This window comes from Pseudoclavibacter sp. RFBG4 (assembly GCF_002931515.1).
Taxonomy (GTDB): Bacteria; Actinomycetota; Actinomycetes; order Actinomycetales; family Microbacteriaceae; genus Pseudoclavibacter.
On record NZ_PSYC01000024.1, the window covers coordinates 59,219 to 84,586 of the forward strand.

Consider the following 25,368-nt stretch of genomic DNA (forward strand, 5'->3'; position numbering starts at 1 on the left):
CGCCGTCAGGGCCGCGCTGCTCGTCATGCTCAGCTTCGGGTCGGCCGTCGGGGTGAGCGGATGCGCGCCCCTAGACCCGGCCCCAGGGTCAACCCCCAGTCCTCCACCCAGTGCGCCGGCCGGCGCGGCGCCCGTGCTGCCGACCAACGAAGAAGCCCTCGCGATCGTGGAGGAGCTCGTGCCGAAGTTCCTGGCGGCGGAGGCGGATCTCCTTCAGACAGGTACTACCTCGGCGCTCGAGAGCTTAGCGGTCACTGCCTACGTGGAGAGAGTTGTGCAGGATTATCAAGATCTACAGTCCCGCGGATTGTCGGTGTCCGGCGTTCCCACGCTCAACAGCCTTGAAGTTCAGAAGGTGGAGGCTGGAGAGCGAAATGTCGTTATCTCCTTGTATGGCTGCTACGACATTTCTACAACTCAGATGTTGGACGGAGCAGGTCAAGACGTTCTTGTTCAATCTGCGGGCGGGCGGTCATCAGTAATTGTGTGGGTGAATGACGCGGAGGGCGACTTCAAGATTCAGGAGTTGGAGCCATGGTCTGGCGCGAGCTTCTGCTAACTACTCTCCTTCTCGTTGGCGTGAACCCCGCCGGTGCAGAGTTGCATCCTCGGAGCTGCACCTATCTGAACTTTGCGGATGGAGTCTGCGGTGCATCGAATGACGGCGACAGCGTCAACATTCAGGTCGAGGAGACGTACTCGGACGAGTCCACATCTCCGGACCTCTCCGACGGCGGCGGGGGCGGCTGGGATGACGGAGAGGGTGGCGGAGGCGGCGGCGATGCAGCTGGCCCGAGCGGTCCGCCCTCGTTCACGCCCAGCGTGAGGGCTCTCGCGTCGCCGATGAGCTCGCTCCTCACCCCGGTGCAGTGCCGGGCCTGCGGCGGCGGTGGGGGAGGCGCACGCCCGACCGCGCCGAGCCCGCCGAGGAGCTTCACGGTCAGCGACGTGCTCACGCTCGCACCGGCATCGGTGACGCTCACGGCGGAGCCGTCCACGTGGAGCATCGTCGGGTCCCACACGAACTTCTTCACGACAGCGACCATGCACTCCGCTGCAGGCACCGTCCTCGGGTACCCCGTCACCGCGACGTTCACGCCCGTGTCCTACCGATGGGACTCCGGCGACGGCACCACGTGGGAGACGACCACGCCGGGAGCGAGCTGGGCGGCACTCGGCCAGGAGGACTTCACCGCAACGGCGACCAGCCACGTCTATCGGGAGAAGGCCACCGTGCAAGCCTCCGTCACCGTCGTCTACGCGGCGAGCGTGACCCTCGCGAACGGCACGAGCATCCCCGTCACCGGCACCCTCGACCGAGCGTCGGCCGCTGTACCGATCGAGCTCTTCACGGCCGACACCGTCATCACCGTCGGCGACTGCAGCGAGCACCCGCAACAGCCCCGCTGCTGACCTGCCCCAGCTCGGGCCTGGCTACTCCTGCCCGTCCTGATCGAAGACGACGGAACCGTCGGGGAGCACCGCCCAGCCCGGGTTGTGCGCCACCTCCCAGACGACGCCGTTCGGGTCCTCGACGAGCCCGTGGAAGACCCCGCCGAACTCACCTTCCTGCGGCACCTTCAACATCACCCCGCCACCGGAAGCCATCGCCGACACCACAGCGACGACCTCCTCCCGGCTGCCTACGTTGTGCGCCAGCGTCACACCGGACACCGTCGACCGCTGCTCGCCCGTGCCCAGGTCACGGTCGAACTTCTCCGCATCGAAGAAGCCAAGCACCTGACCGTCCCCGATCTGGAAGAACAGCACCTCGCCCACCACATCCAGCAACGGCTCCCACCCCAGCGCCTCCGAGTAGAAGCGCCGCGCCTCGTCGAGATCACGAGTCGCGAACGTCACGAAGTTCACCTGCTGCTTCACGAGCGACCCACAAACGCCGACAGGTTCTCCAGCGACGACGACATGCCGTCGACGTGGTCCGCCTGCGCGATGCCGCTCGGCACGTCGTACGCCGAGACCGTCACCAAGGTCCCGCCTGGGAACTCCGCCAGCTCCCACACCATCGTCATCGTCCCGGCGAACGCGGGGTCTTCCGACTCGAACACGACCTGCTGCGAGACCCGCTCGTCGGGGACGAGCTCCACGAGCACAGACGCCGAGACATCCCGAGACTCGGTCGTCTTCCCGCCACCCGCCGGCGCCTCCGCGTAGGTGAGCTCGAGCACGCTGCGTCCGCCCACCCAGGGCTCGAAGCTGAGGTACCTCCCCGAAATGCCCTGCGGCGGCAACCAGGACTCAAGCGCTCGCTGGTCCAGCAGAGCCCCGTAGACATTGGATGCGCTCGCTGGCAGCACCCGGGAGACCCGGTCGACGCGTGGTTCGAAATCGCTTGTCATGACCGGAAGGTAACAACCCGAGGTGGGGATGCGCCGACCGGCCTCCGGAAGAAAATCCAAAGAAGATTCCGACGTATGTCGATTCCGCTGGCCCCCGTTCGACGCAATAGTAGAAGGGTGCTGACCGGCACCCTGAAACCGGCCCCGACTGGGTCGCAGACAAGGAGAACCATCATGAAGTTCATGCTCATCATGCGCGCCACCGACGAAGCCAAGGCCTCCTACGAGGACACGGACTTCACCGAGATCATCAACGCCATGGGCAAGTACAACGAGTCGATGATGGAGGCCGGTGTCCTGCTCGCAGGCGAAGGGCTCGCCGACGACCTCAGCACGGCGTTCGTCGTCGACTTCACCGGCGAGCAGCCCGTCGTCACCGACGGCCCATACGGCGAGACGCACGAGCTCTTCAACGGCTTCTGGATCATCGAGACCGCCACCCGCGACGAAGCCATCCAGTGGGCGTCCCGCGCCCCGCTCCAGGGTCCAGGGTCGAAGCTCGAAGTTCGCCGCGTGACCGACATGAGCGACTTCGAAGGCCACGAGGACAACGAGTACCTCCGCAAGGAAGAGGGCTGGCGCGAGGAGCAGGCGGGCGCCTGAGCCCCCGCACGTCTCCGGTCCGCAGCTCGCCAACGGCCATGACCACCCCCGAACACGGCCACGACCCTGAGACGCGCGACGGCTCCACCGGGGGTGCGGCCGCCGACGCCCCCGAAGCTCCGCGTGCGAGCGCGGCGGCGGTCGATGCCGTCTGGCGCATCGAGAGCGCAAGAATCGTCTCTACCTTGACGAGGATGGTCGGAGACGTCTCCCTCGCAGAAGACCTCGCGCAGGAAGCGGTTGCCGACGCTCTGACGCAGTGGCCGGAGTCGGGCGTCCCGGTCAACCCGGGCGCCTGGCTCACGGCCGTCGCCAAGCGCAAGGCCATCGACGGGTGGCGGCGGCGTGAGCGACTCGACGAGCGCTACAGCGCCATCGCGCGAGACCTCAGCGAGGCGGATGCTTCCGCAAGCGACGAGTGGGAGCCGATCGGCGACGACGTCCTTCGGCTCATGTTCGTCGCCTGCCACCCGGCGCTCTCCCGCGAAGCCCAGGTGGCCCTCACCCTGCGCATCGTCGGCGGCCTGACGACTGGCGAGATCGCGCGCCTCTTCCTGCTGCCGGTCGCGACCGTCCAGCAGCGCATCGTGCGCGCCAAGAAGAGCCTCGGCGCCGCCAAGGTGCCCTTCGAGACGCCTGACCCCAGCGAATGGACGGCCCGTCTCAAGGGAGTCCTCGCCGTGATCTACCTCATCTTCACGGAGGGCTACGCGGCGACTTCCGGCGACCGCTGGCTGAGATCCGACCTCGCGGCCGAGGCGCTGCGCCTCGGCCGCGCCCTCAGCAGCATGCTGCCGCGCGAGCCGGAGGTGCTCGGGCTCGTCGCGCTCATGGAACTGCAGTCCTCGCGCTTTGCGGCGCGCGAAGCAGCGGACGGCACGCCGATCCTCCTCGCAGACCAGGACCGTCGCCGCTGGGACCGATCTGCGATCCTCCGCGGCCGCACCCTCCTGTCACGAGCGGATGCGCTGGGCAAAGGGCGAGGCACTTACTGCCTGCAGGCAGCCATCGCCGAGCGTCACGCGGTCGCGCCATCCGTTGCGGACACCGACTGGCCGCAGATCGTCCTGCTCTACGAGGTGCTCGGACGCATCGCGCCGAGCCCCATCGTCGAGCTCAACCGTGCGGTTGCCGTGTCGATGGCGACGGGACCCGCCAGCGCACTGGCGATCGTGGACCGGCTGGGTGCATCCGGTGCTCTCGCCGGCGGTCCGCTGCTCGCGAGCGTCCGGGGGGAGCTGCTGGTGCAGCTCGGGAGGGTGGAGGAAGCTCGCTCGGAGCTGCTCGTTGCGGTGCAGCTGAGCGGCAACGAGCAGCAGCGCCGGGTGCTGCAAGGCAAGCTCGACGCGCTCGGGGCCTGAAACCAGGGCGGAGCTGAAGGTGCGTCACGCAGAAACGACCAACTTGCGTGACAGAAGGGCTGCCCGGGCCGAGTTCTGGCCGGATGCACCGGTTCTGTCACGCAAGTTGGTCAGCGGGTGGAGAAGGCGGTCGGGGTGAAGAGTGCCCCAGGCCGGAGGTGTCGGCTTGGGTGATGAAGGCTAGGCGCGCTCGAGCACCAGGAGGAACTCGACGTCGCCAGTGGGCTCGACGGAGACGAACCCGAGGTTCGGCGCCTCGACACCGTAGTCGGCGAAGGTCACGGGGATGCTGCCGGCGACCTGCACGGTCTCGCCGTCGAGGCCGGCAGTGATGTCGATGCTCACCTGCTGGCTGACGCCATTGAGCGTGAGCGTGCCCGTTGCCGGGATGGTCTCCTGCGTGCCTTCGGCGAGGCCATCGAGTGCTGCGACGGGCTCGTCGAGCGTGAAGGTCGCCTCCGGGTTCGTGGCGGTGTCGAGGGCTTCGCTGCGGAAGTACTCGTCGCGGCGCTGCTCGTCGGTGGCGATGGACGCCACGTCGACCGTGATGTCGGCTGCCGTGAGCTCGGTGTCGGTGGTCGTGAGGGTGCCGGAGACGGTCTCGGTGCGTCCGGTGACGGTCACATCCGTGCCGTTGAGGACCTCGTCGACGCGGTAGCCCGCGTAGGAGCCAGCGGCGACGGTCCAGGAGCCGGCGAGCGATCCGACATCCGCGCTGCTCGGGGTCGTGGATTCGATCTCGAGGGCAGGGGCCTCAGCTGCGGGCGCCGCGATGACATCGCGGTAGATCATGGGGCCGAACACTGCGGCCGCGATGCCGATCACCACGACGACAGCCGCGATGACGATGCCGATGGTGGCTTTCTTCGATGGCTTCTTCATAGTTGTAGCTTGAAGCACTTTTCTATGGACAAGCTATGGGTTTGACGTCTTCTTCGTCTGTGCCGGGACGCGTTCCCCATCCATCACCCATCCACGACCCGGCCGTGACCGACGCACGGCTCCAGCACAACCGCCCCGTCATAGGGTTCGAGTGCACCGCTGTGCGCGCAGCCGTGATTGTCGAAGGGACCCCGGTGAACGACGCCAACGAGACCAGCAAGACTTCAGCCCTCGCATTCCGGCCCTGGCTGGCCGCCTACGCGGAGGACGTGCCTCACGACATCCCAGAAGTGCGTGAATCGCTCGTGGACCTGCTCGACAACGCGGTCAAGCGCTTCGGGTCTCGCCCCGCGCTCGAGTTCTTCGGTGCAGAGACCAGCTATGGCGAGCTCGGCGAGCAGGTGGCTCGGGCTGCCGAGGGGCTCCGCAAGCTCGGAGTCGGGGCAGGCGACCGGGTCGCGCTTGTGCTCCCCAACTGCCCGCAGCACGTCGTCGCCTTCTACGCCGCGCTCCGCCTGGGGGCCATCGTCATCGAGCACAACCCGCTCTATACGGCCCGGGAGCTGCGGCACCAGTTCGAAGACCACGGCGCGAAGCTCGCGATCGTCTGGGACAAGGTCGCGGACATCATCTCCGAGCTGCCGAGCGATGTGGTGCCGGAGACGATCGTCGCCGTCGACATGTCCTCGGCGCTCCCGTTCGGGAAGCGACTCGCCCTGCGTCTGCCGATCGCCAAGGCGCGCGAGTCTCGCGAGGCCATGACGGCAGCACCCTCGGACCGCAGCGTGCTCAAGTGGGAGCGCATCGCGAACGCCAAGCGCATCTCGAAGCGAGTGCCGCACCCCGGCATCGACGACGTCGCGTTGCTGCAGTACACGAGCGGAACGACCGGCAACCCCAAGGGCGCCATCCTCACGCACCGCAACCTGCGCGCGAACGCGGCCCAGGGACGCGCCTGGGTGCCGGGCCTCACCGAGGGACGCGAGACCTTCTACGGCGTCCTGCCGCTCTTCCACGCGTACGGCATGACGCTGTGCCTGACCTTCGCCATGAGCCTCGGTGCCAAGCTCGTGCTCTTCCCGAAGTTCGACGTCGACCTCGTTGTCACCGCGGCGAAGGCGTCTCCGCCGACGTTCCTGCCCGCGGTCCCGCCCATCTACGACGCGCTCTCGCGGGCGGCCTCCCGCAAGGGCGTCAGCTTCACGAGCATCCGCTTCGCGATCTCCGGGGCCATGAGTCTGCCCGTGAAGACCGTCGAACGGTGGGAAGAGGTCACGGGCGGACTCCTCGTCGAGGGATACGGCATGACCGAGACCTCACCGGTCGCGCTCGGCAACCCGGTCGGCCCGAGCCGACGCCCGGGCACGGTTGGCGTGCCCTTCCCGAGCACGCACATCCGTGTCGTCGACCCCGAGGACCCGACCGTGGAGCGTGCCTTCGGCGAACCGGGCGAGCTGCTCATCCGCGGCCCCCAGGTCTTCCAGGGCTACTGGAAGCGCCCTGACGAGACGCGGGAGGTGCTGCTCGCCGGCGGATGGCTTCGCACGGGCGACATCGTCACCGTCTCGGACGACGGGTTCGTGACGGTCGTCGACCGCATGAAGGAGCTCATCATCACAGGGGGCTTCAACGTGAGCCCCTCCGAGGTCGAGGAGGCGCTCACGGCGCATCCCGACGTGGAGGGGGCGGCAGTCGTCGGCCTGCCCCGCAGCTCTGGTGGTGAGGATGTGACCGCCGCGGTTGTCCTCCGGGAGGGCGCCGCGTTCGATGCAGATGCCCTTCGTGACTTCTGCCGCTCTCGCCTCGCCTCCTACAAGGTGCCGAAGCGGGTCGTGCAGGTCGACGAGCTGCCGAAGTCGCTCATCGGCAAGGTGCTCCGCCGACAGGTGCGGGACGGGCTCGTCGCGAAGCGCAGCGAGTAGCGCGCAGAGGCTAGCGAACCAGGCGCGCGTCGAGCCAATCGAGGAGCACCTCGTTGACCGCGGTGCGAGCGAGCGGCTCGCAGTGCGAGTCGGCACCGTTGACGGCTGTGAAGGGGACGAGCTCGGACGCGGGTACAAGCGACGCGAGTTCCTCGGACTGTCCTGGCCAGAACTGCTCGTTCTCCGGTGCCGTGATGAGCAGCGGCGTCGTGATCGAGCTGGCGAGCTCAGCCGTGAGGCGATACTTCTCGACCTCCCGGTAGACGGCGAAGTAGCCGGTGCTCGCGTACGGCTTCGCGCGAAAGCTCCACACGGCGCGCTCCGCCGGGCTGTGGCCGAGACCCAGCTTCATGTACTGGTCGAAGTGCTTCGCATCGCCCTTCGCGAGTTCGTGGCGCAGAGGAGCGGGCAGGTGCGAGAGCCACGAGGTCGACACGTCCGTCACGCCTGGGTCGACGATGGCCGCGGCCACGCGGTGCTCGAACGCGAGCGCTCGTGGCACCCAGTAGCCGGCCTGGCTGACGCCGTAGACCGCGATTCGTGAGGCATCCACGCCCGCTATGCCGAGCGCCGTGTCGATGACCGGCGTCAGCACAGCCTCGAAGTCGGGTCTGAAGTGCGACCCGGCGACGAGCTGGCTCTGCTGGCCGGGGCCGTCGAAGTACAGCACGGCGTAACCCCGGGCTGCGGCGGATGCTCCGATCGTGGCGTAGAGGTCGGTGAGTGTTCCGTCGCTGCCGTTCACGAGCACCAGGAGCGGAGACGCCCTGTCCTCGGCACCGACCTCGGGACGCTGCAGGTAGCCGGGGAGCCTGCCCTTGCCGACGCGGATCGCGAGTCGCTCCAGCGGCACGCGCCTGAGGTCCGCGAAGCGATCCCAGGCAGCGCGGTGCAGCGCGAACGCGTTCGTGTAGCCGTCATCGTCGCCGATCGCAGCGATCGCGTTCAGGGCATGGCCGTAGTAGGCGGATGAGCGAAGCCACTGGGCTGCGGCCGTCGCTGTTCGCCCATTGCCCGTCGAGACCTCGGCAAGCTGCCGCGTGACCTGGGCTCGGGCGAACCACGCCCTGATCCACGACTCGCGCTTCCCGTCCTCGATGGCGGCGAGCGTCGCGAAGATCTCGCCCAGATCGCCGGCACCCGCACCGACGGATCCGAGGACGACCTTGGCTTCGAAGTTCTGGTCTGCGTCGTGGAACAGCGGCCGCGACAGTGCTGGATGGTGCGACATAGCCTCATCATCCTCCTGCCCTGGCGGGCCCGGTCCGATCCGCAGGTATTTGGAAGGAAGGTCGGGTCGTTAGGATGCCAGCACGGTTCTCCGCCCAGAGGCGAGCCCAGGGAGGGTGCATCCATGTCGTTCCAGTCGTACCTCGACAACATCGAGGAGAAGACGGGCCTCACGCCGCGTCAGTTCATCGCGATCGCGAAGGAGAAGGGTCTCGACGGCGAGGCCACGAAGGCCGGCGAGATCCTCGCCTGGCTCAAGGAGGACTACGACCTCGGTCGAGGCCACGGGATGGCGCTGGTGCACGTCATCAAGAAGGGTCCGAAGATCAGCGACAAGCACGTCGGGAAGGCGGGCCCGCACGGCGACGAGTCGGACACCCTGTGGCTGGATGGCAAGGCCACCAAGCCTTCGGCGGCTAGCGAATGAGCGAGGTTGCGGCAGCGTCCCACGACGCGGCGCCGGGCACCGAGACCAAGACCGAGGCCGAGCCCTGTCCGTGCGGAAGCGGGGCCACGTACGCCGAGTGCTGCGGCGTCTTCCACGAAGGCGTCCCAGCTCCGACAGCTGAGGCACTCATGCGATCCCGCTACTCGGCGTTCGCGCGCCGGCTGCCGGACTATCTCAATGCGACCTGGGATGCGGAGACCCGCCCGGCGGACCTCGAGCTCGAAGATGGCACGGTGTGGCGGCGCCTGCAGATCGTCGACACGTTCGACGGCGCAGAGGGCGACTCGACGGGAGTCGTCGAGTTCCGGGCGTCCTACCGTGACCCCGACGGTGCAGGCCTGCTCCACGAGCGCGCCCGCTTCAGGCGAAGCGACGGGCGCTGGGTCTACGTCGACGGCAGGGTCATCCGCGACTGAGGCGCGCACGTGGGAGGGACGCGCCCTCTCGATGTTTCCATCAGCCAGCGGCGCCAGAAAGACGGAGAGGCCGTCATCCCCGCAGGCATGACGACCTCTCACTGTGTCGGCGACAAGGGTCGCCGGCGGCGTCAGCCGGTGTTCTGGAGGCCGGCCGCGACGCCGTTCACGGAGAGCAGCAGGAGCCGCTGGAGCTCGGCGGCCTCATCCCCGTCTGGCTTCCTGGCGTCGTCACGCAGCCTGCGGAGCGCGCGCAGCTGCAGGAGCGACAGCGCGTCCACGTAGGGGCTGCGCATCTTCACGGCGCGCTGCAGCACGGGCTTGCGCTCGAGCAGCTCGGCGCCACCCGTGATCCGGGTGACCCAGCTCGCCGTGAGGTCGAGCTCGCTTGTCACCAGCTCGGCGAGTTCCGGGCGGTCGCCGAGTTCCAGGTAGCGGCGGGCGATGCGTCCGTCCGTCTTCGCGAGACTCATCGCGACGTTGTCGATCATCGACCTGAAGAGCGGCCACTCGGCATAGGCGGCCTGCAGCTGGTCGAGGTCGCCAACCGCGTCGAGCGCCGTGCCGAGGCCGAACCAACCGGTGAGGTTGATGCGCGCCTGCGTCCACGCGAACACCCACGGGATGGCGCGCAGGTCCTCCAGGGACTCCACGGAGAGGCCGCGGCGGGCGGGACGCGACCCGAGGGCGAGCATCCCGACCTCCTCCATGGGCGTCACTCGGGCGAACCACGGGGCGAACCCGGGGGCCTTCACGAGCGCGAAGAACCGCTCGCGTGACGCGGAGTCCATGGTGGCGGCGACCCCTGCGTACTTCTCGGCGGCATCCGCGTTGCGGGTCTCCGTCGACGGGGCAGAGGCGAGGAGCGTCGCGGAGATGACCTGGTCGATGTGCCTGGCCGCGATGTCAGGGTCTCCGTACCTGGCGAAGATGACCTCACCCTGCTCGGTCAGCTTGAAGCGACCGTCGACGGAGTGCGGCGGCTGGGCCAGGATCGCGACGTTCGCGGGGCCACCGCCGCGGCCGAGCGCACCGCCGCGGCCGTGGAAGAGGGTGAGCTCGATGCCGTTTTCGCGGGCCCAAGCGGCGATCTGGCTCTGCGCCTCGTACAGCGCGAGCGTCGCAGCCACCGGCCCGACGTCCTTCGAGGAATCGGAGTAGCCGAGCATGACCTCGAGCCTGCGCCCGTTGCCAGCGAGCAGCTCGACGACCTCGGGCTGCTCGAGCATCTCGGCGAGGATGCGAGGAGCCGCCTGCAGGTCGGCGAACGTCTCGAAGAGGGGGATCACGTTGAGCGCGGGCGGCGTCGCCCCGGGACCCGTGGCCGCGACGGCGAGCTTGTAGACGTTGGCGATGTCCTCCGACGACTGCGTGAAGGACACGATGTAGCGGCCTGCCGCGCGCGGGCCGTGGCGCTCCTGGATGAACGCGATCGAGCGGAACACGTCGAGCACCTCGGCGGCCAGCTCGCTTGGCTCTGCACCCGCCTCCTGCTCGGCGAGCTCGGCGAGCACCTTGCGGTGCACCTGCGAGTGCTGGCGCACCTCGAGCTCGGTGAGGTGGAAGCCGAACGTCTCGACCTGCCAGATGAGGTGCTGCAGCTCGCCGTAGGCGTGCCGGCCAGCGCCAGCGGCGACGAGCGATGCCTGCAGGATGCGCAGCTCCCGCAGCAGCTCGTCCGGCACCTTGTAGGCGAGGTCCGCGTTGCGTCTCCGGGTCGCCTCGATGCGGCGCGCGATGAGCAGCAGGATGCGGCGGTGGGGCTCCCCGGGGGAGCGCTGGGCGATCTCGGCCGCGGCACTCTCGTCGCCGCTGCCGAGGCGCGCGAGCAGGGTCGCGGCGGCCGCATCGAGGGGCGTGGTGTCGGCGCCGAGCGTGAGCGTGCGCCCGATTCGAGCCGAGGCGCGCTCGAGGCCGAGGAGGACGTGCTCGGATGCGATGACGGCTGCCTGACGGCTGACCTTCGCGGTCACGAACGGGTTGCCGTCTCGGTCGCCGCCGATCCAGGAGCCGACGCGCACGAAGGGCTCAGCGATTGGCTTCGATGTTCCAGAGAGCGCGCCCTGCAGGGCCTCGTCGACTCGGCGATAGACGCGGGGGACCGTCGTGAAGAGGGTCTCGTCGAAGACGGCCATGACGGTGCGCACCTCGTCGACGGGCGTCGGCTTGTCGCTGCGCAGCGGCGAGGTGCGCCACAGCAGGTCGATCTCCTCGAGCAGGCGACGGGTCAGCTCCTGAGCGGCGGGGCTGCCCTCGGATGCGCCACCCGAGAGCCGCTGCTCGTCGCGTTCCTCGAGCAGGTCGCTGATGCGACGGATCGCCGAGGAGACAGCGCGTCGGCGGGCCTCGGTCGGGTGCGCCGTGAAGACGGGGTGGAAGCGCAGGGCGCGGACCCGCACCGACGCGGCCTCCGCACCGATCTCGTCGCTCAGGCGCGCGAACGCCTGCGAGATCGTGTCCTCCTGCTGCTTCGATGGTGAGGTGCCGCGGGCGCGGAGCACGCGCACGCGGTGGTGCTCCTCGGCGAGGTTCACGAGGTGGAAGTAGCAGGTGAACGCACGCGCGACCTCGTCCGCCCGCGCCGGTGAGAGTGCATCCACGAGCTCCTCGGCAGAGGCGAACGAGTCGTTCGCGGCCGCGCCGTCGTGCTCGTAGGCCGAGATCGTGAGGCGACGCAGCCGCTCGACGTCGTCGAGGAGCTCTGGGCCTCCCGTCTCTGTCAGGACCTGGCCGAGCAGGGTGCCGAGGAGGTGCACGTCGGAGCGCAGCTCATCTGGCAGTTCAGCGCCAGCCTCAGTGCGGCTGGCGGGGGAGTTCGTTGGGGCTTCGAGCATGAGCCCAGGCTACCGATGCTGTGTATCGACAATGTGACACGGCATCCATCATGACCGGGAATGACATCCGATCGAGTGATGCGCGTCGAAGTGCGGATCGCGCGGTCAGGCCTCTTCTGAGGGTGCCTGAAGATAGTCCTCGAAGACGGGCGTCTCGAGGCCGTCCTTGGCCGCCAGCATCAGGTCGAGGTAATAGTTCCAGCCTGCCCGGATATCCGAGAGCATCGGCACGGGCACCTCGAAGTGCTCGAAGACGAGCTGAGTGGCCTCGCCCCGCACCCCGGACTCCGCCAGCGAGACACGCAGGTGCCACGATCCGGCTGCATCCTCGGTCGTGACCTCCAACAGGCTCGGGGCCTCGCAGCGCCGGATCGTCGCCGCGCTTGCCGGGGCACCCTCCTCTGCCACGAGCTGCAGCCCGATCCGACCGCGCTCCTTGTCAGTGAAGTGCCACGGGCCGATCCACTGCGCCGTCTTCTCGCTCGCCGTGAACCACAGCCATAGATCCTCGCGAGCGGCGTCCACGCTCCGCTCGAGGCGAATGGTCTCGGTGCCGACTGCTTCGGAGTGTTCTTCGGACATGCGGGTATCTCAGCACACCGGGTCGAGAACCAGGTCGAATTCGGCGAAGCCGTGCCGGATCCCGTTGACCTGCAGCTCGATGGCATGCACGCCGGAATGGTAGCGACGCGTGGTGATGGGTCTGACCGCGTGCCGTTTGCTGATGCCGAGCGTGGCGCCCGGTGCGAGTCTCGTCGTCGAGATCTTGAACGTCTTCGGGGTGCGGCTGCCGTCCGCCTTCACATGGTGCACGACATAGTCGACGACGAGATCCGCGGCGACCTGCCCACGATTCGTGATGCTGGCGGTGATGAGCAGTTCCTCGCCGAGCACCATGCTCGCTCGATCGAGGGTCGGCCCGTCCACGACGACCTCCGCCGAGCCGAAGCCGAGCAGCGCCAAGGCGTCGGGATCCCCCCGTTTCACGAGCGTCCTGAGGGCATGGCGAACGAGTCTCGGCGTCTGCTCGTCACCGTCGGCGAGCCACGCGGCGGCCGTCTCGCAGACCAGGGTCGCGTCGTGCCTGCTGATGTCGTTCAGATGGTTGGCGACCGAACGGCGAACGACCTCGCTGTCGTCACGGTAGAGCGCATCCAGAATCGGGATGCACAGGCGGGCATCGCGGGTGATCTCGGGGACTCGAGTGCCCCACGGCAGGTACGGCCGAGTGCCCTCGGAAGCGAGTCGACGCACATGCTCGTTGTCGCTCCTGGTCCACTCGAGCATGATCTCGAGTGCCCGCTCGAGCCTCGCCCGCAGCATGGGGCGCACCGCCCACTCGCAGGTCAGCCGAGGGGTGAGTTCCGCGAGGAGCTGCATGCCGTCGTCGAACGCCGCAGCGCCGCCGTCGGCGATGGCGGCGGCGGACACCGCATTCGAGATCGGCCACACCATCCACCCCTCAAGCGACGACGACTCCAGCGCACGGCGGACGATCGCGGCGAACTCGGGGTAGGCGACCGGGAGGTCCTCCAGGATGGAGGCAGCGAGGTGGGAGCTCCGCGCGCCGAGGGCGAGCCCGTCGAGGCCCTCAGCGGTCGCCCGCGTCGCGGAGAGCTGATGGCTTCCGGCGGCCGACTGCAGCAGCTTCACCATCGCGGAGACCTGCTGGTGTCCGAGGAGTTCATCCGCGAAGGGCATGCAGTGCCTCCTCCGTGCGCGACGTGCTCAGCGCCTCGCCGGTCATCTCGGAGACGCCGGTCATCTGGTAGTCGCCGAAGGCCGAGTCCACGAGCTTCTCGACGCGCTCGGCGCTCTCTGGCGTCGTGAGGCCGAGCAGGATCATCCGCCAGTGCACGCCGATACGCTCCACGAGGTCCTGCCGGTCGGTCAGCGCACCGGAGAGCAGCTGCGTGCCCGTGAAGGACGAGACGAAGAGCGAGCTGACGTGGTCGGCGCTGAAGTCGCCGCGGATGCTGCCCTCTCGCTGGCAGATCCGGATGACGGGACGGATGCGCGCGAGCCAGTCGAGATAGGAGCCGTGCGAGAGGAAGCTCGAGCCGATCTCCGACGTGACGATGACGCCTGCGAGGACCACGACGTCGCTCTGCAGGAGCTTCGCGAAGGCGACGGACACCTTCAGGAGCGCGTCGATGCCGCTTGCCGCCGACCTTGTGGCCTCGGCCACCGCATTCGAGGCCCGCGCAGCGTACTCGCCGAGGACTGCCTCGGCGACCGCCTCGCGCGTCGCGAAGTGGTGGTAGAACGCCCCGTTCGTGACTCCCGAGTTCGCCCGGATGCGCGACAGGGTCGAGCTGGCGAAGCCGTACTCCACGAAGGTCGTGGCCGCTGCGAGCACCAGGCGACTCCGAGTCTGGATGCTGCGCTGCTGCTGGGGTCCGCCGACCGGTCGGGCGAGGGCATTCATAGCCAGTGAGTGTAGTGACGATCGGGGCAGCACCGCACCCCGTTCGGGGTGGGGTGGGGACGTCGGTATCCGCCATATGTGAAGACGAATTCGTCGCGGAGGAGCGGATAGTGTTCCGTCGGCATGCTACGTTGCGCGGAGATTTCCAGTGCGGAGCAACACCGCTCGTGAGTTTGGAGAGCCGTGGGAGTACTCGTACATCCGGACCAGGAAGTGCATCCTGCGATTCGTTGGGCGATCGTCGAGGGGCGGCTTCGAGTTGTCGCCGACCACGGCTCGGGGGCGCCGTGGCTGCTCGCGCGACCATTGGAGCGGGCGCTCACCGAGGTCCGAACGAGGCACCTCGACCTCATCTTCCTCACCCGCCTCTCCAGCGAGCCGGCGACTTCCGTCGTGCTGCGGGCCCAGGGGCGACGATTCCTGGACGAGCTCGGCGACCTCCCGGAGCTGCTCGTGCCATCCGCGATCATGATCGCCAAGGACCGGGCCGGAGCGCTGCGGGTCCAAGGCGCACGCCCCGGCGGAAGAGGGGAGAGCAGACCGGTGTGGCTGGAGGAAGGCACCGCGGCGTTCGTCAGCGACGACCCCCGTCTTCTCGAGGAGGTCTTCTCGCCCCACCCTGGGCAGCTCGACCGGGACGCCTGGCAGTCGATCAAGACCATCCCGGCGGGCTCGTGGCTGCACACCCAGGCGGGCAGGCGCCCGCGAGTGCGCGCGATCATCGACGACCCGGACCCTTCGCCTTCCCAGGGCGAGTGCACCGAGGCTGGGGCTGGTGCCACCAGCAGTTGAGCCTCACGTTGCTCAGCGGACGCGCCCGCCCACGACCCTGAGAACGGCCTACCTGGCATCCTTGGGGGTATGAAGCTCTCGCATCGCGCCCAGACGGTCGAGCCGTTCCACGCCATGGCGTTCGGGCAGCGTGCCGCCGCCCTCGAAGCCGAGGGCAAGCGCGTCGTCAAGCTCTCGTTGGGGGAACCCGACTTCGGGGCGCCGCCCCAGGTTCGCGAGGCGATGCGCGAGGCCATGGACGGTCGGCCGCTCCCGTACACCGTCGCGCTCGGGCTCCCAGCGCTCCGCGAGGCGATCAGCGATTTCTACCGCATCCGTCACGACGTCGAGGTCGACCCGGCCCGCATCCTCGTGACCTCAGGCGCGTCGGCGGCCCTCCTGGTCGTCGTGGCCGCCACCACCGACCCCGGTGACGACGTCGTCATGGCCGACCCGTCGTACCCCTGCAATCGGCAGCTGGTCGAGAGCTTCGGCGGACGGGTGGTCGGCGTCCCCACGAGCATCGAGTCGCACTACCAGCTCGACGTGCCCAGTGTCGAAGCGGTCTGGGGCGAGCGGACGTCCTCGATCATGGTCGCGACGCCGTCGAACCCGACCGGCACCTCCGTGCCCTTCGATGAGCTCGCTGCCCTGTGCGCGTTCGCCCGCGAGCGAGGCGCGTGGCGAATCGTCGACGAGATCTACCTGAACCTCTCCGACCCGGGCGAGGACGGCACGCCGCCGCGGAGCGTCCTGAGTGTCGACCCGGAAGCGATCGTCATCAACAGCTTCTCCAAGTACTTCGGCATGACCGGCTGGCGACTCGGCTGGGCCGTGCTCCCTGAGGCTCTTGTTTCGGCCGTCGAGAAGCTCGCGACGAACTACTTCCTGTCGGCGTCGGCACCGGCGCAGCTTGCCGCACTCGCTGCGTTCACCCCACAGTCGCTGTCGATCTGCGAGGAGCGCCGTCTCGAGCTCGCCGATCGTCGCGAACTCGTGCTCGAGGGCTTGCGGCGCATCGGCCTCCAGGTTCCGGTCCTGCCCGACGGCGCCTTCTACGTGTACTTCGATGTGTCCCGGACCGGTCTGTCCGCGTGGGATTTCTGCGGACGGGCGCTCGAGGAGGCCCAGGTCGCGCTGACGCCTGGCCGCGACTTCGGGGCGCACACGGGGGAGAGCCACGTCAGGCTCTCGTACGCCGCCTCGAGAGCGGAGCTCGTCGAAGGGCTGCGCCGTCTCGAGTCGTTCGTCGAGGGGCTGCTGCCGTGAGCGGGTCTGGTCCTGGACGAAGCGATCGTGTTCCTGGTCGAGCGGAGGATGGCTGCATGCCAGTCGTCCGCGTCGAGGGTCTCTCGGTGAAGCGCGGGGGCACGCGGGTGCTCTCCGATGTAGATCTCGCGGTGCCTGCCGGATCGGTGCTGTGCCTGACGGGGTCGAACGGTTCCGGGAAGACGACGCTGCTCCGCGCGTTGGCCGGGCTCGTCACGCCGAGCGACGGCAGAATCCTCCTCCACGACCGGCCGGTGGATGAACGGAGTCCGCGGTTCCGGCGGAGTCTCGCCGCCCTGCTCGGGTCGGTCCCGTTCTCGCTGACCCTGACTGCACGAGAGCATCTGACGGCCGTCGCAGCATCGTGGGGGACCAGCACGCTCGAGGGGGAGCATTCCGCTGATTCGGTGCTGGCGCGCCTCGGCATCGAGCATCTGGCGACGCGGTTCCCGCACGAGCTCTCATCCGGGCAGTTCCAGCTGCTCTCACTGGCCACCGTTCTGGCGCGTCCGTTCGACGTGCTCGTGCTCGACGAACCCGAGCAGCGTCTCGACGAGGAGCGACGTGAGATGCTCGCCCGCACCCTGAGGGAAGAGAGAGACAGAGGCGCGGCGATCGTCGTCGCGACGCACAGCCGAGCGCTTATCGAGGCGCTGGGTGCGGCCGAGCTGCGGCTTGCCGGGGAACACGAACGCGACGGCGACGACCGGGGCAAGGGTGGTGGGCGTGCGGCGGCGTGAGGGGGCGTACCGCGCGTACCTCGCTGGAGCGGTAGCGCTCGTCGCGGTCGCGCCGCTGGCGCGGATGCTGTTCATCGCGCTCCTGGAACCGGCCTCGATCGCCTGGCTTACGTCTCCGGCGTTCGCGGAGCAGCTTCGGATCGTGGCTGCCGCGGTGGTGCCCCTCGGTCTGCTGGTGGGGACGACTCGTGGTCCGGCCCTGCTTGATCCCTTCGCTACGGTCACCCTCGGTTCCAATGACGTGCCGAGGCGCGTCTCGCTGCGGCGGCCGTTCCGGACGAGTGTGCTCGCTGCCTCGGCGGGGACGGGGCTACTGGCCTGTCTCCTGGGGGCCGCGTTGGTCGTGGGCGTCGGGGCCCCTCCGGTGCCAGTGGCGTGCTTCGTGGCGGCGTCCGTCGCACTGGCCTACTTCGGCGTGATCGCGGCGCTCGTGGGACAGGTCATCGGCAGCCTGCGCGCGTGGGTGGCGGCAATCGCTCTCGGTCTTCTCGGGGTGTCGCCCCTAGGCGTCGGGGCCTGGTTCGGGTCGATCTGGACCGGCGTCGTCGGCCAGAGCCGTGGGAACGGTCGAGGGGTCCACTCGGCCCTCGAGGGCTGGCTTGGGCACGACGGGGGCCTGAGTCTCGTTCTCGTCGGTGCGCTGGCGCTCCTCGGGGTCCTTGCGGCTGCGTTCGCATCCGTGCCCCGGCTGCTGGATCGACTGCGGGGTGACACGCTCCTTCGGCAGGCGCGGCGCCGTGAGGCCGCCGCTTTCGCCGCAGCTGCCGGGGAATTGGCGGGCGCATCGGCGGCGTACCGCGAAGCGCCCTCGGTGGGGAGGGGGCTTCGAGCCGTCGTCGGCGGGCCGCGTGTGCTCTCCATGCTGGTGCGCGATGCGGTCGGGGCGTTGCGGACTCCGCAGCGCACCGTGCTCGGGCTCGTCGGGGTTCTGGTCGCGGCCCTGCTCCTTGGGCTGGCAGTCAGCCCGTCGGCGGTCGCCGCGTTGGCCGCTCTCGGTGGCTCCATTCTGATGTTCCTCGCTCTGGCCCCGTTCACCGAGGGGTTCAGGCATGCGGCCGACGCAGCCGCCGGGGCCGCCGTCTTCGGAACGCCGACGGGGGAGCAGTTCCTGCTGCACGCCGTGTTCCCGCTGGTCGTCGTCGTCCTTGTCGTCGGAGTCACGCTGCTCGTCTCGGGTGGTGCCGGTGGTGGTGCCGCGCCGCTGCTCGCAAGCCTCGCCATGGTCGCCGTGCGCGCCTACGAAGCGGGCCGCGGGCACCTCCCTCCGCTGCTCCTGACGCCCATGCCGAGCGAGGTCGGCGACGTGTCCGTGCTCGCAAGGCTCGTCTGGCAGCTCGACTCGGTCATCATCGCGGCGCTCCTCGGGCTCGCCGCGACGATGCTCTGGGCTGTGGGCCTTCCAGTCGTCTCGATCGTGCTTCTGGTCGCGGGCGCGCTTGTGCTCGCTCTGGCGACGAGGTCACGCCTTCGTCACCTCCGCGGGTAACGCACCTCGTAGCGCGCTTCCACGAACTGTCCCCTCGCGTGCGCGGAGGTCAGGCGCAGCGCATCCGCTTCGATGCGGCGGGGGAGCACCGGAGCTCCGGAGGTGAGGGTCACCGGCGCGATGGAGAGGCGGACCTCAGTCAGGTGGCCCGAGTCGTAGAACTGGCCTGCGAGGTCTCCGCCGCCCACGACCCAGATATCGCGGTCGCCGGCGGCCGCCGCGATGGCACCGATGTGGTCGGCGACGGCACCCCGCACGAGGTGAATGTCGAGTCCCTCAGGGACGGGCAGGTCGCGGCTCGTGAACACGAACGTCGGCCGGTCGGCGTAGGAGGCTCGCCATCTCTCGGGATGCTCGTCGAGACGCTCGTGGTCGTAGACCCACTGGTAGGTGGTCGATCCCATCACGAGCGCGCCGACGCTCGCCAGGAACGAGCCGAAGCTGTCGTCATCGGGCTGGTCGACGACGAACAGCCAGTCGAGAGCGTCGTCGTCGTCGGCGATGAAGCCCGAGAGGGTTGTGGCGGTGTTGTAGATCACGTTCGTCATGCGAGGAAGGTAGCCCCGACCTCCGACAATCGGGAGATGGCGACACGCGAGCGGTCTCGGGAATGCGGCATCGATTCCAGACGCTGTGCTCAGCATGCGCAAGAAAATCGGCTTCCTCTCGTTCGGGCACTGGCACCCGTCTCCGCAATCGGGCACGCGAACGGGCGGTGATGCGCTCGTGCAGTCCATCGAACTCGCGGTCGCGGCGGAAGAGCTCGGCATCGATGGCGCCTACTACCGCGTGCATCACTTCGCGCGACAGCTCGCTGCCCCATTCCCGCTCCTGGCAGCCGTCGGGGCTCGGACCAGCCGCATCGAGATCGGCACCGGCGTCATCGACATGCGCTACGAGAACCCCCTGTACATGGCGGAGGAGGCTGCCGCTGCCGACCTCATCAGCGCACACGCCGGCGGTGAGGGGAGGCTCCAGCTCGGTCTGAGCCGAGGCTCGCCCGAGCCCGCCCAGGACGGCGCACACGCGTTCGGCTTCACTCCGCCTGAGGGCAAGACCGATGACGAGCTGGCCCGCGCGAAGACGGAGCTGTTCCGAGCGGCCATCACCGGTGCTGGGCTTGTTGCCGGCAACCCGCAGATGACAGGCTCGACGGCGCCGCTCCCCATCCAGCCGCAGTCCGCGGGCCTGGACGACCGGATCTGGTGGGGCTCCGGAAGCCGCGCCAGCGCCGTGTGGGTTGCGGAACAGGGCATGAACCTCATGAGCTCGACGCTGCTCACGGAAGACACGGGCGTTCCGTTCGACGAGCTGCAGGCCGAGCAGATCCAGGGCTATCGCGACGCGTGGGTGGCCGCAGGACACCGTCGAGAGCCCCGGGTCTCGGTGAGTCGCAGCGTCATCCCCATCACGACCGACGAGGACGTGACCTACTTCGGCGGGGGAGGCGGCGGGGAGGGCGACCAGGTCGGCATGCTCGACGGGATGCGCTCACGCTTCGGTCGCACCTACCAGGGCACTCCCGATCGTCTCGCGGAGGAGCTCGCAGCGGATGCTGCCGTCCAGGCAGCGGACACCCTGCTGCTGACCGTGCCGAACCAGCTCGGTGTCGCCTACAACACGCGGATGCTCGCCACCATCGCGGAGCACATCGCTCCGGCGATCGGCTGGTCGCGCGAGGCGTAGCCGACAGTCCGGGTCAGCGCAGGACCCGGTATCGGAGATGCACGACGCCCGACTCGAAGGTTCGCGAGTCGAGCAGCTCGAGGTTCGTGCGGCGCTCGTTGCGTGAGAAGAACGGCGTGCCGCCTCCGACGAGAACGGGGCAGATGCGCAGCAGGTACTCGTCGACCAGATCGAGATCAGCCACCTGATGCGCCAGCTCTGCTCCACCGATCGCGATCGGTCCTTCTCCCGGTTCGGCCTTCAGGCGCTCGATCTCCTCGGCGAGCCCGCCTTCGGCGATCCGAGTGTTGCCCTGCACCTCGGTGATCGTGTTCGAGAAGACGATCTTCGGCAGGGCCCGCCAGAGCTCGGCGAACTCCGTCTCGAGCTCCCCGTAGTTCCGCGCTTCATCGGTCGGCTCCCAGTAGACCATCGTCTCGTAGAGGCGGCGGCCCATCAGGTGGAAGTCGACCGCTCGCACCTCCTCGGTCGCCAAGCGGAACACCTCCTCGCTGGGGTCTCCCCAGTCGAAGCTGCCGTCCGAGTCCTTGATGTACCCGTCGAGGGTGAGGGCCAGCGAGTAGGTGACCTTGCGCATCAGCGAACCTCCTTGTTCGTGCCTTTGAATCTACCACCGGTTGGGGTACTAGAGGCGTCCTAGTACCTTGCAAACTCGCCGCCTGATCTGGGGTTTCGCTAGGCTGTGAGCCTCCGGAGGGCCGATTGTCGGTGGTCCGGTCCAAAATGTTGCCATGTCTTCGAATGATGATCCGACGCCGACCGGGCTGGGGTGCGATCCCCGCGATCCGGGGTCGGTCGCTGCGCGTCGTCGGCTGCTCCTGGCACGGGAGGCGGGGCTGATGGCAGCGGCTGCTGGGGTCGCGGCGGCGCAGGTGCGAGTTCGGGCTGAACTGGCGGAGATCGCAGCAGCCTTGGATGCGGTTGAGGGCTCGGCGGAGCACGGTCTGCATGTGCGGTCACTGGCAGCCGAGGTGGCGCTGGTCGAACAGGTTGGGCAGTCGGTCGCGGAGGGACTGCTGCAGGAGGCGGCGACCGCGGTGCGTGAGTTTCCGGGGCTCGTCGACGCACTGGGTGCGGGCGCGGTGAGCGAGGCGCAACTGAGGGTGCTGACAGAGGCAGGTCTGTCGGTGTCGCATGTGGATGCCGTCGAGCAGACGGCGCGGCGGGGTGCGTTCGTGCGGGTGATGCTCGCGGAGGTCGGTGCGCGGGTGCTGCCGCCCCGCGCGTTGCGGGTGGCGGCGGCGAGGGTTGCGGAGTCGTTGACGCAGGAGTCGGTGTGCGAGCGGTTCGCGCGGGCGCGGAAGACGCGGTACGTGTCGGTGACCGAGGCGGAGAACGGCATGTGCCTGCTGCGAGCGCGGTTGCCGCTCATCGAGGGCAAGGCGATCGCGGACCGCCTGCGCAAGCAGGCGAAGGCCGTGATCCGGGCGAGGCCTGCACCCACCGGCAGCACGGGCAGGGCCGGGAGTGTCGGGAGTGCCGGGGACACCCAGAGTGCCGGCAATACCCAGAGCACCGGGAACACTGGCAGCAGCGAGAGCGCCGCGAGCGGGGCCCGCGCCGAGGGGGCGGACACGGCTCGGGATGAGGGTCCGGTCGGGGGCTTGGACGAGGCTCCGGATGAGCGGACGGTCGACCAAGTCAAGGCCGACCTGTTCGCAGACGTGCTCCTCACCTCGACGCCTACCTCCAACGTCGCGGCTGCGGGGATCCAGGCGAGCGTGCAGTTCACGATTCCGATTCTCACGCTCCTCGGCTCTGGCCACGCTCTCGCCCCGGACACTGATCGCCTGATTCCGGCGCCCGCGCTGCTCAACGGCATGTCACCCATTCCGCTCGAGGAAGCGAAACGACTCGCGGCAAACGCTCCCTCATTCCAGCGCATCCTCACCCACCCCATCACGGGCGCGGTCGCGGCCGTCGATACCTACCGTCCCACCGCGGCGATGCGGGCCTTCCTCACCGCGAGAGATATTCACTGCCGCTGGCCCGGCTGCCGGCAACCCGCCGCGCGCTGCGACCTCGACCACACCCACGCCTGGGAACACGGCGGCACCACCAGCATCGACAACCTCTGCGGACTGTGCAGAGGGCACCACGTCATGAAACACGCCACCGCCTGGACCGTGCGACAGCTCGGCGGCGGCGTCCTCGAATGGCGCACCCCTAGTGGCAAGAAGTACGCCGACCGCCCCGAACATCACGACACCTACGCCAACCCCAACATCGAATTCAGGCCGAGCGATGAGGCGCGCGATGGCCGCGCCGCGACAGGCATGGCGATGCCGCGGCCAACGTCTCAGCAGAACAGCAACGCCAAGGCGCCAGCCCCAGATGAACCGGAGCAGCGGGGGAGCGCAGGCGAACCGCCTCCCTTCTAAGCTCGGTGCCACGCGACGTCAAGAAGGCTGCCGCTGCCGCTGCCGCGGGCGCGTGGGCGGGCGCGGGATTTCACCCGAACCCTGTCAGAGAACTCGGCAAGAGCTCGGCCGGCCTGCTTACCTGCTTACCTGCCTGCTTACCTGCTTACCTGCCTGCGTGCCTGCGTGCCTGCTTACCTGCCTGCGTGCCGGCCTGCCTGCGTGCCGGCCTGCCTGCGTGCGTGCCTGCGTGCCGGCCTGCCTGCGTGCGTGCGTGCCTGCGTGCCGGCCTGCCTGCGTGCCTGCCTGCCGTGCCTGCGTGCCTGCCCTGCCTGCCTGTTGGTTTGTTGGCTCATCTGTCTGGCAGGCCAGCACGCAGCCGGTCGGCCAACAAGCGAGCGAACCAGCCACCCAGCCACCCAGCCACCCAGCCAGCGCTAGCGGCGCTTGCGCTTGCCGCCCGATCCGCCCGCCTTTGCGCGCTTCGCGGCGAGCTGGGCGCCGCGGCTCGTCCCGGAGGAGGTGCCGATTCGCTTCGCGGTCGCCCGCTTCTTCTGCTGCTCCTTCACGCGGCGCTCGGCCTCCGCCAGTGCCTGCTGCTCTTCCCGCTGCAGCGCGGCAGACTTGGCGCCGGTGCGTCCCCTCGAACTCCCCGCGGTGCGCCCGCGGACGATGCCGACGAACTCCTCGGTGTCGAGACGGTCATCGGCGACCGCCCAAACCACAGAAACGGGAACCCGAGGGAGGTCGCTGATGACCCGATACGTGACGTCCTTGCGGGCGTGCTGCCTCGCGACCGACTGAGGGACGATCGCCACCCCAGCCCCGCCCGCGACAAGCTCCATCGCGTCCGCCGGATCGGTCGTCATGGCCGCCTCGCCCGAGTCGAGCCCCAGGCGCTCTGCCGCCTCCGCCCAATCGGGGGTCCACGCGGCCAGCACCAGCTGCCAGTCGTCGAGCTCCTCCAACCGCAGAGGCTCGTCGATGTCGAGATCCGACTCGACCGCGACCACAGCGACCACATCTTCGGCGAACAGATCGATCGCGTTCAACCCCTCGCGTTCGAAGGGGTGCCGCACGAAGGCGACCTGCGCGCCGTCGTCGAGAACGAGCTGCCTGGCCTCGGCCGAATGCAGGGTCGCGAACTCCAGCGGCGTCTCTGCTCTCCGCTCCTCCCACACTCGAGACCACTTCCGTGGGTTGATGCCGGGGGCGAGAGCGACCGTGAGGTGCGTCGGAGTCTCCATGCCCGCAAGGCTACTGGGTACGATGCTCAGATGAGCGAATCAGAAGGCAACTCGGCCGAGAGCCACACCGCGGCCGACCGCGGGTCAGACCAGACCATGAAGCCGGCGACCGCCGCCAAGAAGCTCGGCATCTACCTGCCGGCAACCCCAGAAGCGTTCCAGGAAGCACCGCTCACCCGCAGCGAGTTCCTCGAGCTGCAGGAGACCCCACCCGAATGGCTGCAGGAGCTGCGCCGCACGGGTCCCCACCCGCGCGACATCGTCGCCCGCAAGCTCGGCATCACCAACTCCGGTCTCGCCCGTGGCGGCGTCACCGAAGCGCTCACCACTGAAGAGATCCAGGCTCTCCTCGAAAGCGCCCCATCGTGGCTCTCCCACGAGCGAGGCGTCCAGGCGAAGGTCCGCGCCGAGAACGCACGCGTCGCCGAACTGCACGCGAAGCGAAAGAACTGAGCCGACCTTGGCCGAGCTGCTCGCCGTCTGCGCCGTAGCGCAACTCCGCCGGGACCCGGGTGCCGTCGGCGTGACCGCGATCGACAAGCGGACCCTCGAGGGGCCCGTCAAGGTGGGGCGCTATGGCGTCTACGGCGACGTGCAGGCCGATCGGAAGCACCACGGCGGCCTCGACCAGGCGGTCTACGCCTACTCGCAGCTTGACGCCGACCACTGGGCCGAAGAACTCGGCCGCGAGCTCACTCCGGGGTTCTTCGGCGAGAACCTCCGCATCGACGGGCTCGACGTCAACGACCTCCACATCGGTGACACCCTCCGCATCGGAGACCTCACCGCCGCGGGCTCGTCCCGCGTCGTCGAACTCGTCGTGACCGCCCCGCGAGTCCCATGCCAGACCTTCGCCAGGTGGGTCGGGGGAGACGACGAACGTGGCTGGGTGAAGCGATTCAGCGCAGCCGCCCGCGTCGGCGCCTACCTGCGCGTCGCGAAGAACGGCAAGATCGCGGCGGGCGACACGGTCGAAGTCCTCGAGACGGCCGACGGTGCGCCGACAGTTCGTCAGGTGTTCTCCGGCGACCACGGCGGCTGAGACGAGCGAAGTCGAAGTCGAAGCCGGTGTCGGTGTCGGTGCCGGAGCCGAAGTCAGAACCGGTGCCGAAGCCAAAGTCGGAGCCGTCGCCGAAGCAGAATTCAGAGCAAGAGCGAGACCTTGGTCGGAGCGAGTACCGGAGCGAGCGCGAGTGCCGGAGACGAGGCCCAACCTGGGATGCAAACTGCCTCACGCATGCCGGGTTCCCGCCGCTCTGGTGACACGGAGCCGACGGTCGGTGATGCCAAGCCGCCGGTCTGGTGACGCCAAGCCGCCGGGCTGGTGA

At 68.8% G+C, this 25,368-nt stretch carries 26 protein-coding genes; 15 read left to right on the forward strand and 11 right to left on the reverse strand.

The window, feature by feature from the left end; all coding sequences use genetic code 11:
• Nucleotides 1–166: 166 nt before the first annotated feature.
• Together C5E10_RS07300 and C5E10_RS07305 are read left to right on the forward strand one after the other, a co-directional pair.
• A complete protein-coding gene (locus C5E10_RS07300; RefSeq protein ID WP_104331077.1) occupies nt 167–559 on the forward strand; it encodes a hypothetical protein in 393 nt (130 codons plus the stop codon).
• Entirely contained in the window at nt 535–1,413 is an 879-nt protein-coding gene (locus tag C5E10_RS07305) for a hypothetical protein (RefSeq protein WP_146080193.1), read from the forward strand. Before C5E10_RS07300 ends, C5E10_RS07305 begins: the two co-directional genes overlap by 25 nt.
• A 21-nt stretch (nt 1,414–1,434) precedes the next feature.
• Here the strand turns inward: C5E10_RS07305 and C5E10_RS07310 are convergent, their stop codons facing one another.
• Together C5E10_RS07310 and C5E10_RS07315 are read right to left on the reverse strand one after the other, a co-directional pair.
• Nucleotides 1,435–1,881 carry a VOC family protein gene (locus C5E10_RS07310; RefSeq protein ID WP_104331079.1) on the reverse strand — a complete coding sequence of 149 codons (447 nt, stop codon included), beginning with the start codon at nt 1,879–1,881 and terminating at the stop codon, nt 1,435–1,437.
• Nucleotides 1,878–2,357 carry an SRPBCC domain-containing protein gene (locus C5E10_RS07315; protein WP_104331369.1) on the reverse strand — a complete coding sequence of 160 codons (480 nt, stop codon included), beginning with the start codon at nt 2,355–2,357 and terminating at the stop codon, nt 1,878–1,880. Before C5E10_RS07315 ends, C5E10_RS07310 begins: the two co-directional genes overlap by 4 nt.
• 174 nt (nt 2,358–2,531) lie before the next feature.
• On the opposite strand from C5E10_RS07315, the gene C5E10_RS07320 reads away from it, so the two are divergent.
• Both C5E10_RS07320 and C5E10_RS07325 read left to right on the forward strand, forming a co-directional pair.
• Nucleotides 2,532–2,960, forward strand: coding sequence for a YciI family protein (locus C5E10_RS07320; RefSeq protein WP_104331080.1), 429 nt, complete (start codon nt 2,532–2,534; stop codon nt 2,958–2,960).
• A gap of 38 nt (nt 2,961–2,998) precedes the next feature.
• Nucleotides 2,999–4,321: an RNA polymerase sigma factor gene (locus C5E10_RS07325; protein WP_104331081.1), complete on the forward strand. Its 1,323-nt coding sequence runs from the start codon at nt 2,999–3,001 to the stop codon at nt 4,319–4,321.
• A gap of 180 nt (nt 4,322–4,501) precedes the next feature.
• On the opposite strand, the gene C5E10_RS07330 is transcribed toward C5E10_RS07325, so the two are convergent.
• Entirely contained in the window at nt 4,502–5,203 is a 702-nt protein-coding gene (locus C5E10_RS07330) for a YceI family protein (protein WP_104331082.1), read from the reverse strand.
• 194 nt (nt 5,204–5,397) lie between these two features.
• On the opposite strand from C5E10_RS07330, the gene C5E10_RS07335 reads away from it, so the two are divergent.
• Nucleotides 5,398–7,125, forward strand: coding sequence for a long-chain-fatty-acid--CoA ligase (locus C5E10_RS07335; protein ID WP_258071034.1), 1,728 nt, complete (start codon nt 5,398–5,400; stop codon nt 7,123–7,125).
• A gap of 10 nt (nt 7,126–7,135) precedes the next feature.
• On the opposite strand, the gene C5E10_RS07340 is transcribed toward C5E10_RS07335, so the two are convergent.
• Nucleotides 7,136–8,356 (reverse strand): S9 family peptidase, encoded by a 1,221-nt coding sequence (locus C5E10_RS07340; RefSeq protein WP_104331084.1) that lies wholly within the window; start codon nt 8,354–8,356, stop codon nt 7,136–7,138.
• 123 nt (nt 8,357–8,479) lie between these two features.
• Here C5E10_RS07340 and C5E10_RS07345 point away from each other — a divergent pair, with 123 nt between their 5' ends.
• Together C5E10_RS07345 and C5E10_RS07350 are read left to right on the forward strand one after the other, a co-directional pair.
• Entirely contained in the window at nt 8,480–8,782 is a 303-nt protein-coding gene (locus tag C5E10_RS07345) for a DUF4287 domain-containing protein (protein WP_104331085.1), read from the forward strand.
• The gene (locus tag C5E10_RS07350; protein ID WP_104331086.1) at nt 8,779–9,219 is read left to right on the forward strand and encodes a YchJ family protein; all 441 of its coding nucleotides are present in this window, start codon (nt 8,779–8,781) and stop codon (nt 9,217–9,219) included. Before C5E10_RS07345 ends, C5E10_RS07350 begins: the two co-directional genes overlap by 4 nt.
• Before the next feature lie 131 nt (nt 9,220–9,350).
• On the opposite strand, the gene C5E10_RS07355 is transcribed toward C5E10_RS07350, so the two are convergent.
• The 4 genes from C5E10_RS07355 to C5E10_RS07370 all read right to left on the reverse strand — a co-directional run bounded on the left by C5E10_RS07355 (nt 9,351) and on the right by C5E10_RS07370 (nt 14,481).
• Nucleotides 9,351–12,053, reverse strand: a complete 2,703-nt coding sequence (locus C5E10_RS07355) for a phosphoenolpyruvate carboxylase (RefSeq protein ID WP_104331087.1) — start codon at nt 12,051–12,053, stop codon at nt 9,351–9,353.
• 105 nt (nt 12,054–12,158) lie between these two features.
• A complete protein-coding gene (locus C5E10_RS07360) occupies nt 12,159–12,635 on the reverse strand; it encodes an SRPBCC domain-containing protein (RefSeq protein ID WP_104331088.1) in 477 nt (158 codons plus the stop codon).
• A 9-nt stretch (nt 12,636–12,644) separates the two neighbouring features.
• Complete coding sequence (locus tag C5E10_RS07365; protein ID WP_104331089.1) at nt 12,645–13,754, reverse strand: DNA alkylation repair protein; 1,110 nt, start codon at nt 13,752–13,754, stop codon at nt 12,645–12,647.
• Entirely contained in the window at nt 13,738–14,481 is a 744-nt protein-coding gene (locus C5E10_RS07370) for a TetR/AcrR family transcriptional regulator (protein ID WP_104331090.1), read from the reverse strand. Before C5E10_RS07370 ends, C5E10_RS07365 begins: the two co-directional genes overlap by 17 nt.
• A gap of 183 nt (nt 14,482–14,664) precedes the next feature.
• On the opposite strand from C5E10_RS07370, the gene C5E10_RS07375 reads away from it, so the two are divergent.
• The 4 genes from C5E10_RS07375 to C5E10_RS07390 all read left to right on the forward strand — a co-directional run bounded on the left by C5E10_RS07375 (nt 14,665) and on the right by C5E10_RS07390 (nt 18,747).
• Nucleotides 14,665–15,273 (forward strand): hypothetical protein, encoded by a 609-nt coding sequence (locus tag C5E10_RS07375; RefSeq protein ID WP_146080194.1) that lies wholly within the window; start codon nt 14,665–14,667, stop codon nt 15,271–15,273.
• A 69-nt stretch (nt 15,274–15,342) separates the two neighbouring features.
• A complete protein-coding gene (locus C5E10_RS07380) occupies nt 15,343–16,521 on the forward strand; it encodes an aminotransferase class I/II-fold pyridoxal phosphate-dependent enzyme (protein WP_104331092.1) in 1,179 nt (392 codons plus the stop codon).
• A gap of 56 nt (nt 16,522–16,577) precedes the next feature.
• Nucleotides 16,578–17,261 carry an ABC transporter ATP-binding protein gene (locus tag C5E10_RS07385; RefSeq protein WP_104331093.1) on the forward strand — a complete coding sequence of 228 codons (684 nt, stop codon included), beginning with the start codon at nt 16,578–16,580 and terminating at the stop codon, nt 17,259–17,261.
• Complete coding sequence (locus tag C5E10_RS07390) at nt 17,248–18,747, forward strand: hypothetical protein (protein ID WP_146080195.1); 1,500 nt, start codon at nt 17,248–17,250, stop codon at nt 18,745–18,747. The genes C5E10_RS07385 and C5E10_RS07390 overlap by 14 nt, the downstream gene beginning before the upstream one ends.
• Here C5E10_RS07390 and C5E10_RS07395 read toward each other — a convergent pair.
• On the reverse strand, nt 18,732–19,295 hold the full coding sequence (locus C5E10_RS07395; RefSeq protein WP_104331095.1) for a dihydrofolate reductase family protein: 564 nt from the start codon (nt 19,293–19,295) through the stop codon (nt 18,732–18,734). The genes C5E10_RS07390 and C5E10_RS07395 overlap by 16 nt on opposite strands.
• 94 nt (nt 19,296–19,389) lie before the next feature.
• Between C5E10_RS07395 and C5E10_RS07400 the strand changes: the two genes are divergently transcribed.
• Entirely contained in the window at nt 19,390–20,433 is a 1,044-nt protein-coding gene (locus C5E10_RS07400) for an LLM class flavin-dependent oxidoreductase (protein WP_104331370.1), read from the forward strand.
• A 13-nt stretch (nt 20,434–20,446) separates the two neighbouring features.
• Here the strand turns inward: C5E10_RS07400 and C5E10_RS07405 are convergent, their stop codons facing one another.
• Entirely contained in the window at nt 20,447–21,010 is a 564-nt protein-coding gene (locus C5E10_RS07405; RefSeq protein WP_104331096.1) for a dihydrofolate reductase family protein, read from the reverse strand.
• A gap of 334 nt (nt 21,011–21,344) precedes the next feature.
• On the opposite strand from C5E10_RS07405, the gene C5E10_RS07410 reads away from it, so the two are divergent.
• Nucleotides 21,345–22,814, forward strand: coding sequence for a DUF222 domain-containing protein (locus C5E10_RS07410; protein WP_374953491.1), 1,470 nt, complete (start codon nt 21,345–21,347; stop codon nt 22,812–22,814).
• A 416-nt stretch (nt 22,815–23,230) separates the two neighbouring features.
• On the opposite strand, the gene C5E10_RS07415 is transcribed toward C5E10_RS07410, so the two are convergent.
• Nucleotides 23,231–24,040, reverse strand: a complete 810-nt coding sequence (locus C5E10_RS07415) for a substrate-binding domain-containing protein (protein ID WP_104241091.1) — start codon at nt 24,038–24,040, stop codon at nt 23,231–23,233.
• A gap of 96 nt (nt 24,041–24,136) precedes the next feature.
• Here C5E10_RS07415 and C5E10_RS07420 point away from each other — a divergent pair, with 96 nt between their 5' ends.
• Nucleotides 24,137–24,493: a DUF5997 family protein gene (locus tag C5E10_RS07420; protein ID WP_219819490.1), complete on the forward strand. Its 357-nt coding sequence runs from the start codon at nt 24,137–24,139 to the stop codon at nt 24,491–24,493.
• 7 nt (nt 24,494–24,500) lie between these two features.
• Nucleotides 24,501–25,082, forward strand: a complete 582-nt coding sequence (locus C5E10_RS07425) for an MOSC domain-containing protein (protein ID WP_104331098.1) — start codon at nt 24,501–24,503, stop codon at nt 25,080–25,082.
• Nucleotides 25,083–25,368: the final 286 nt, after the last annotated feature.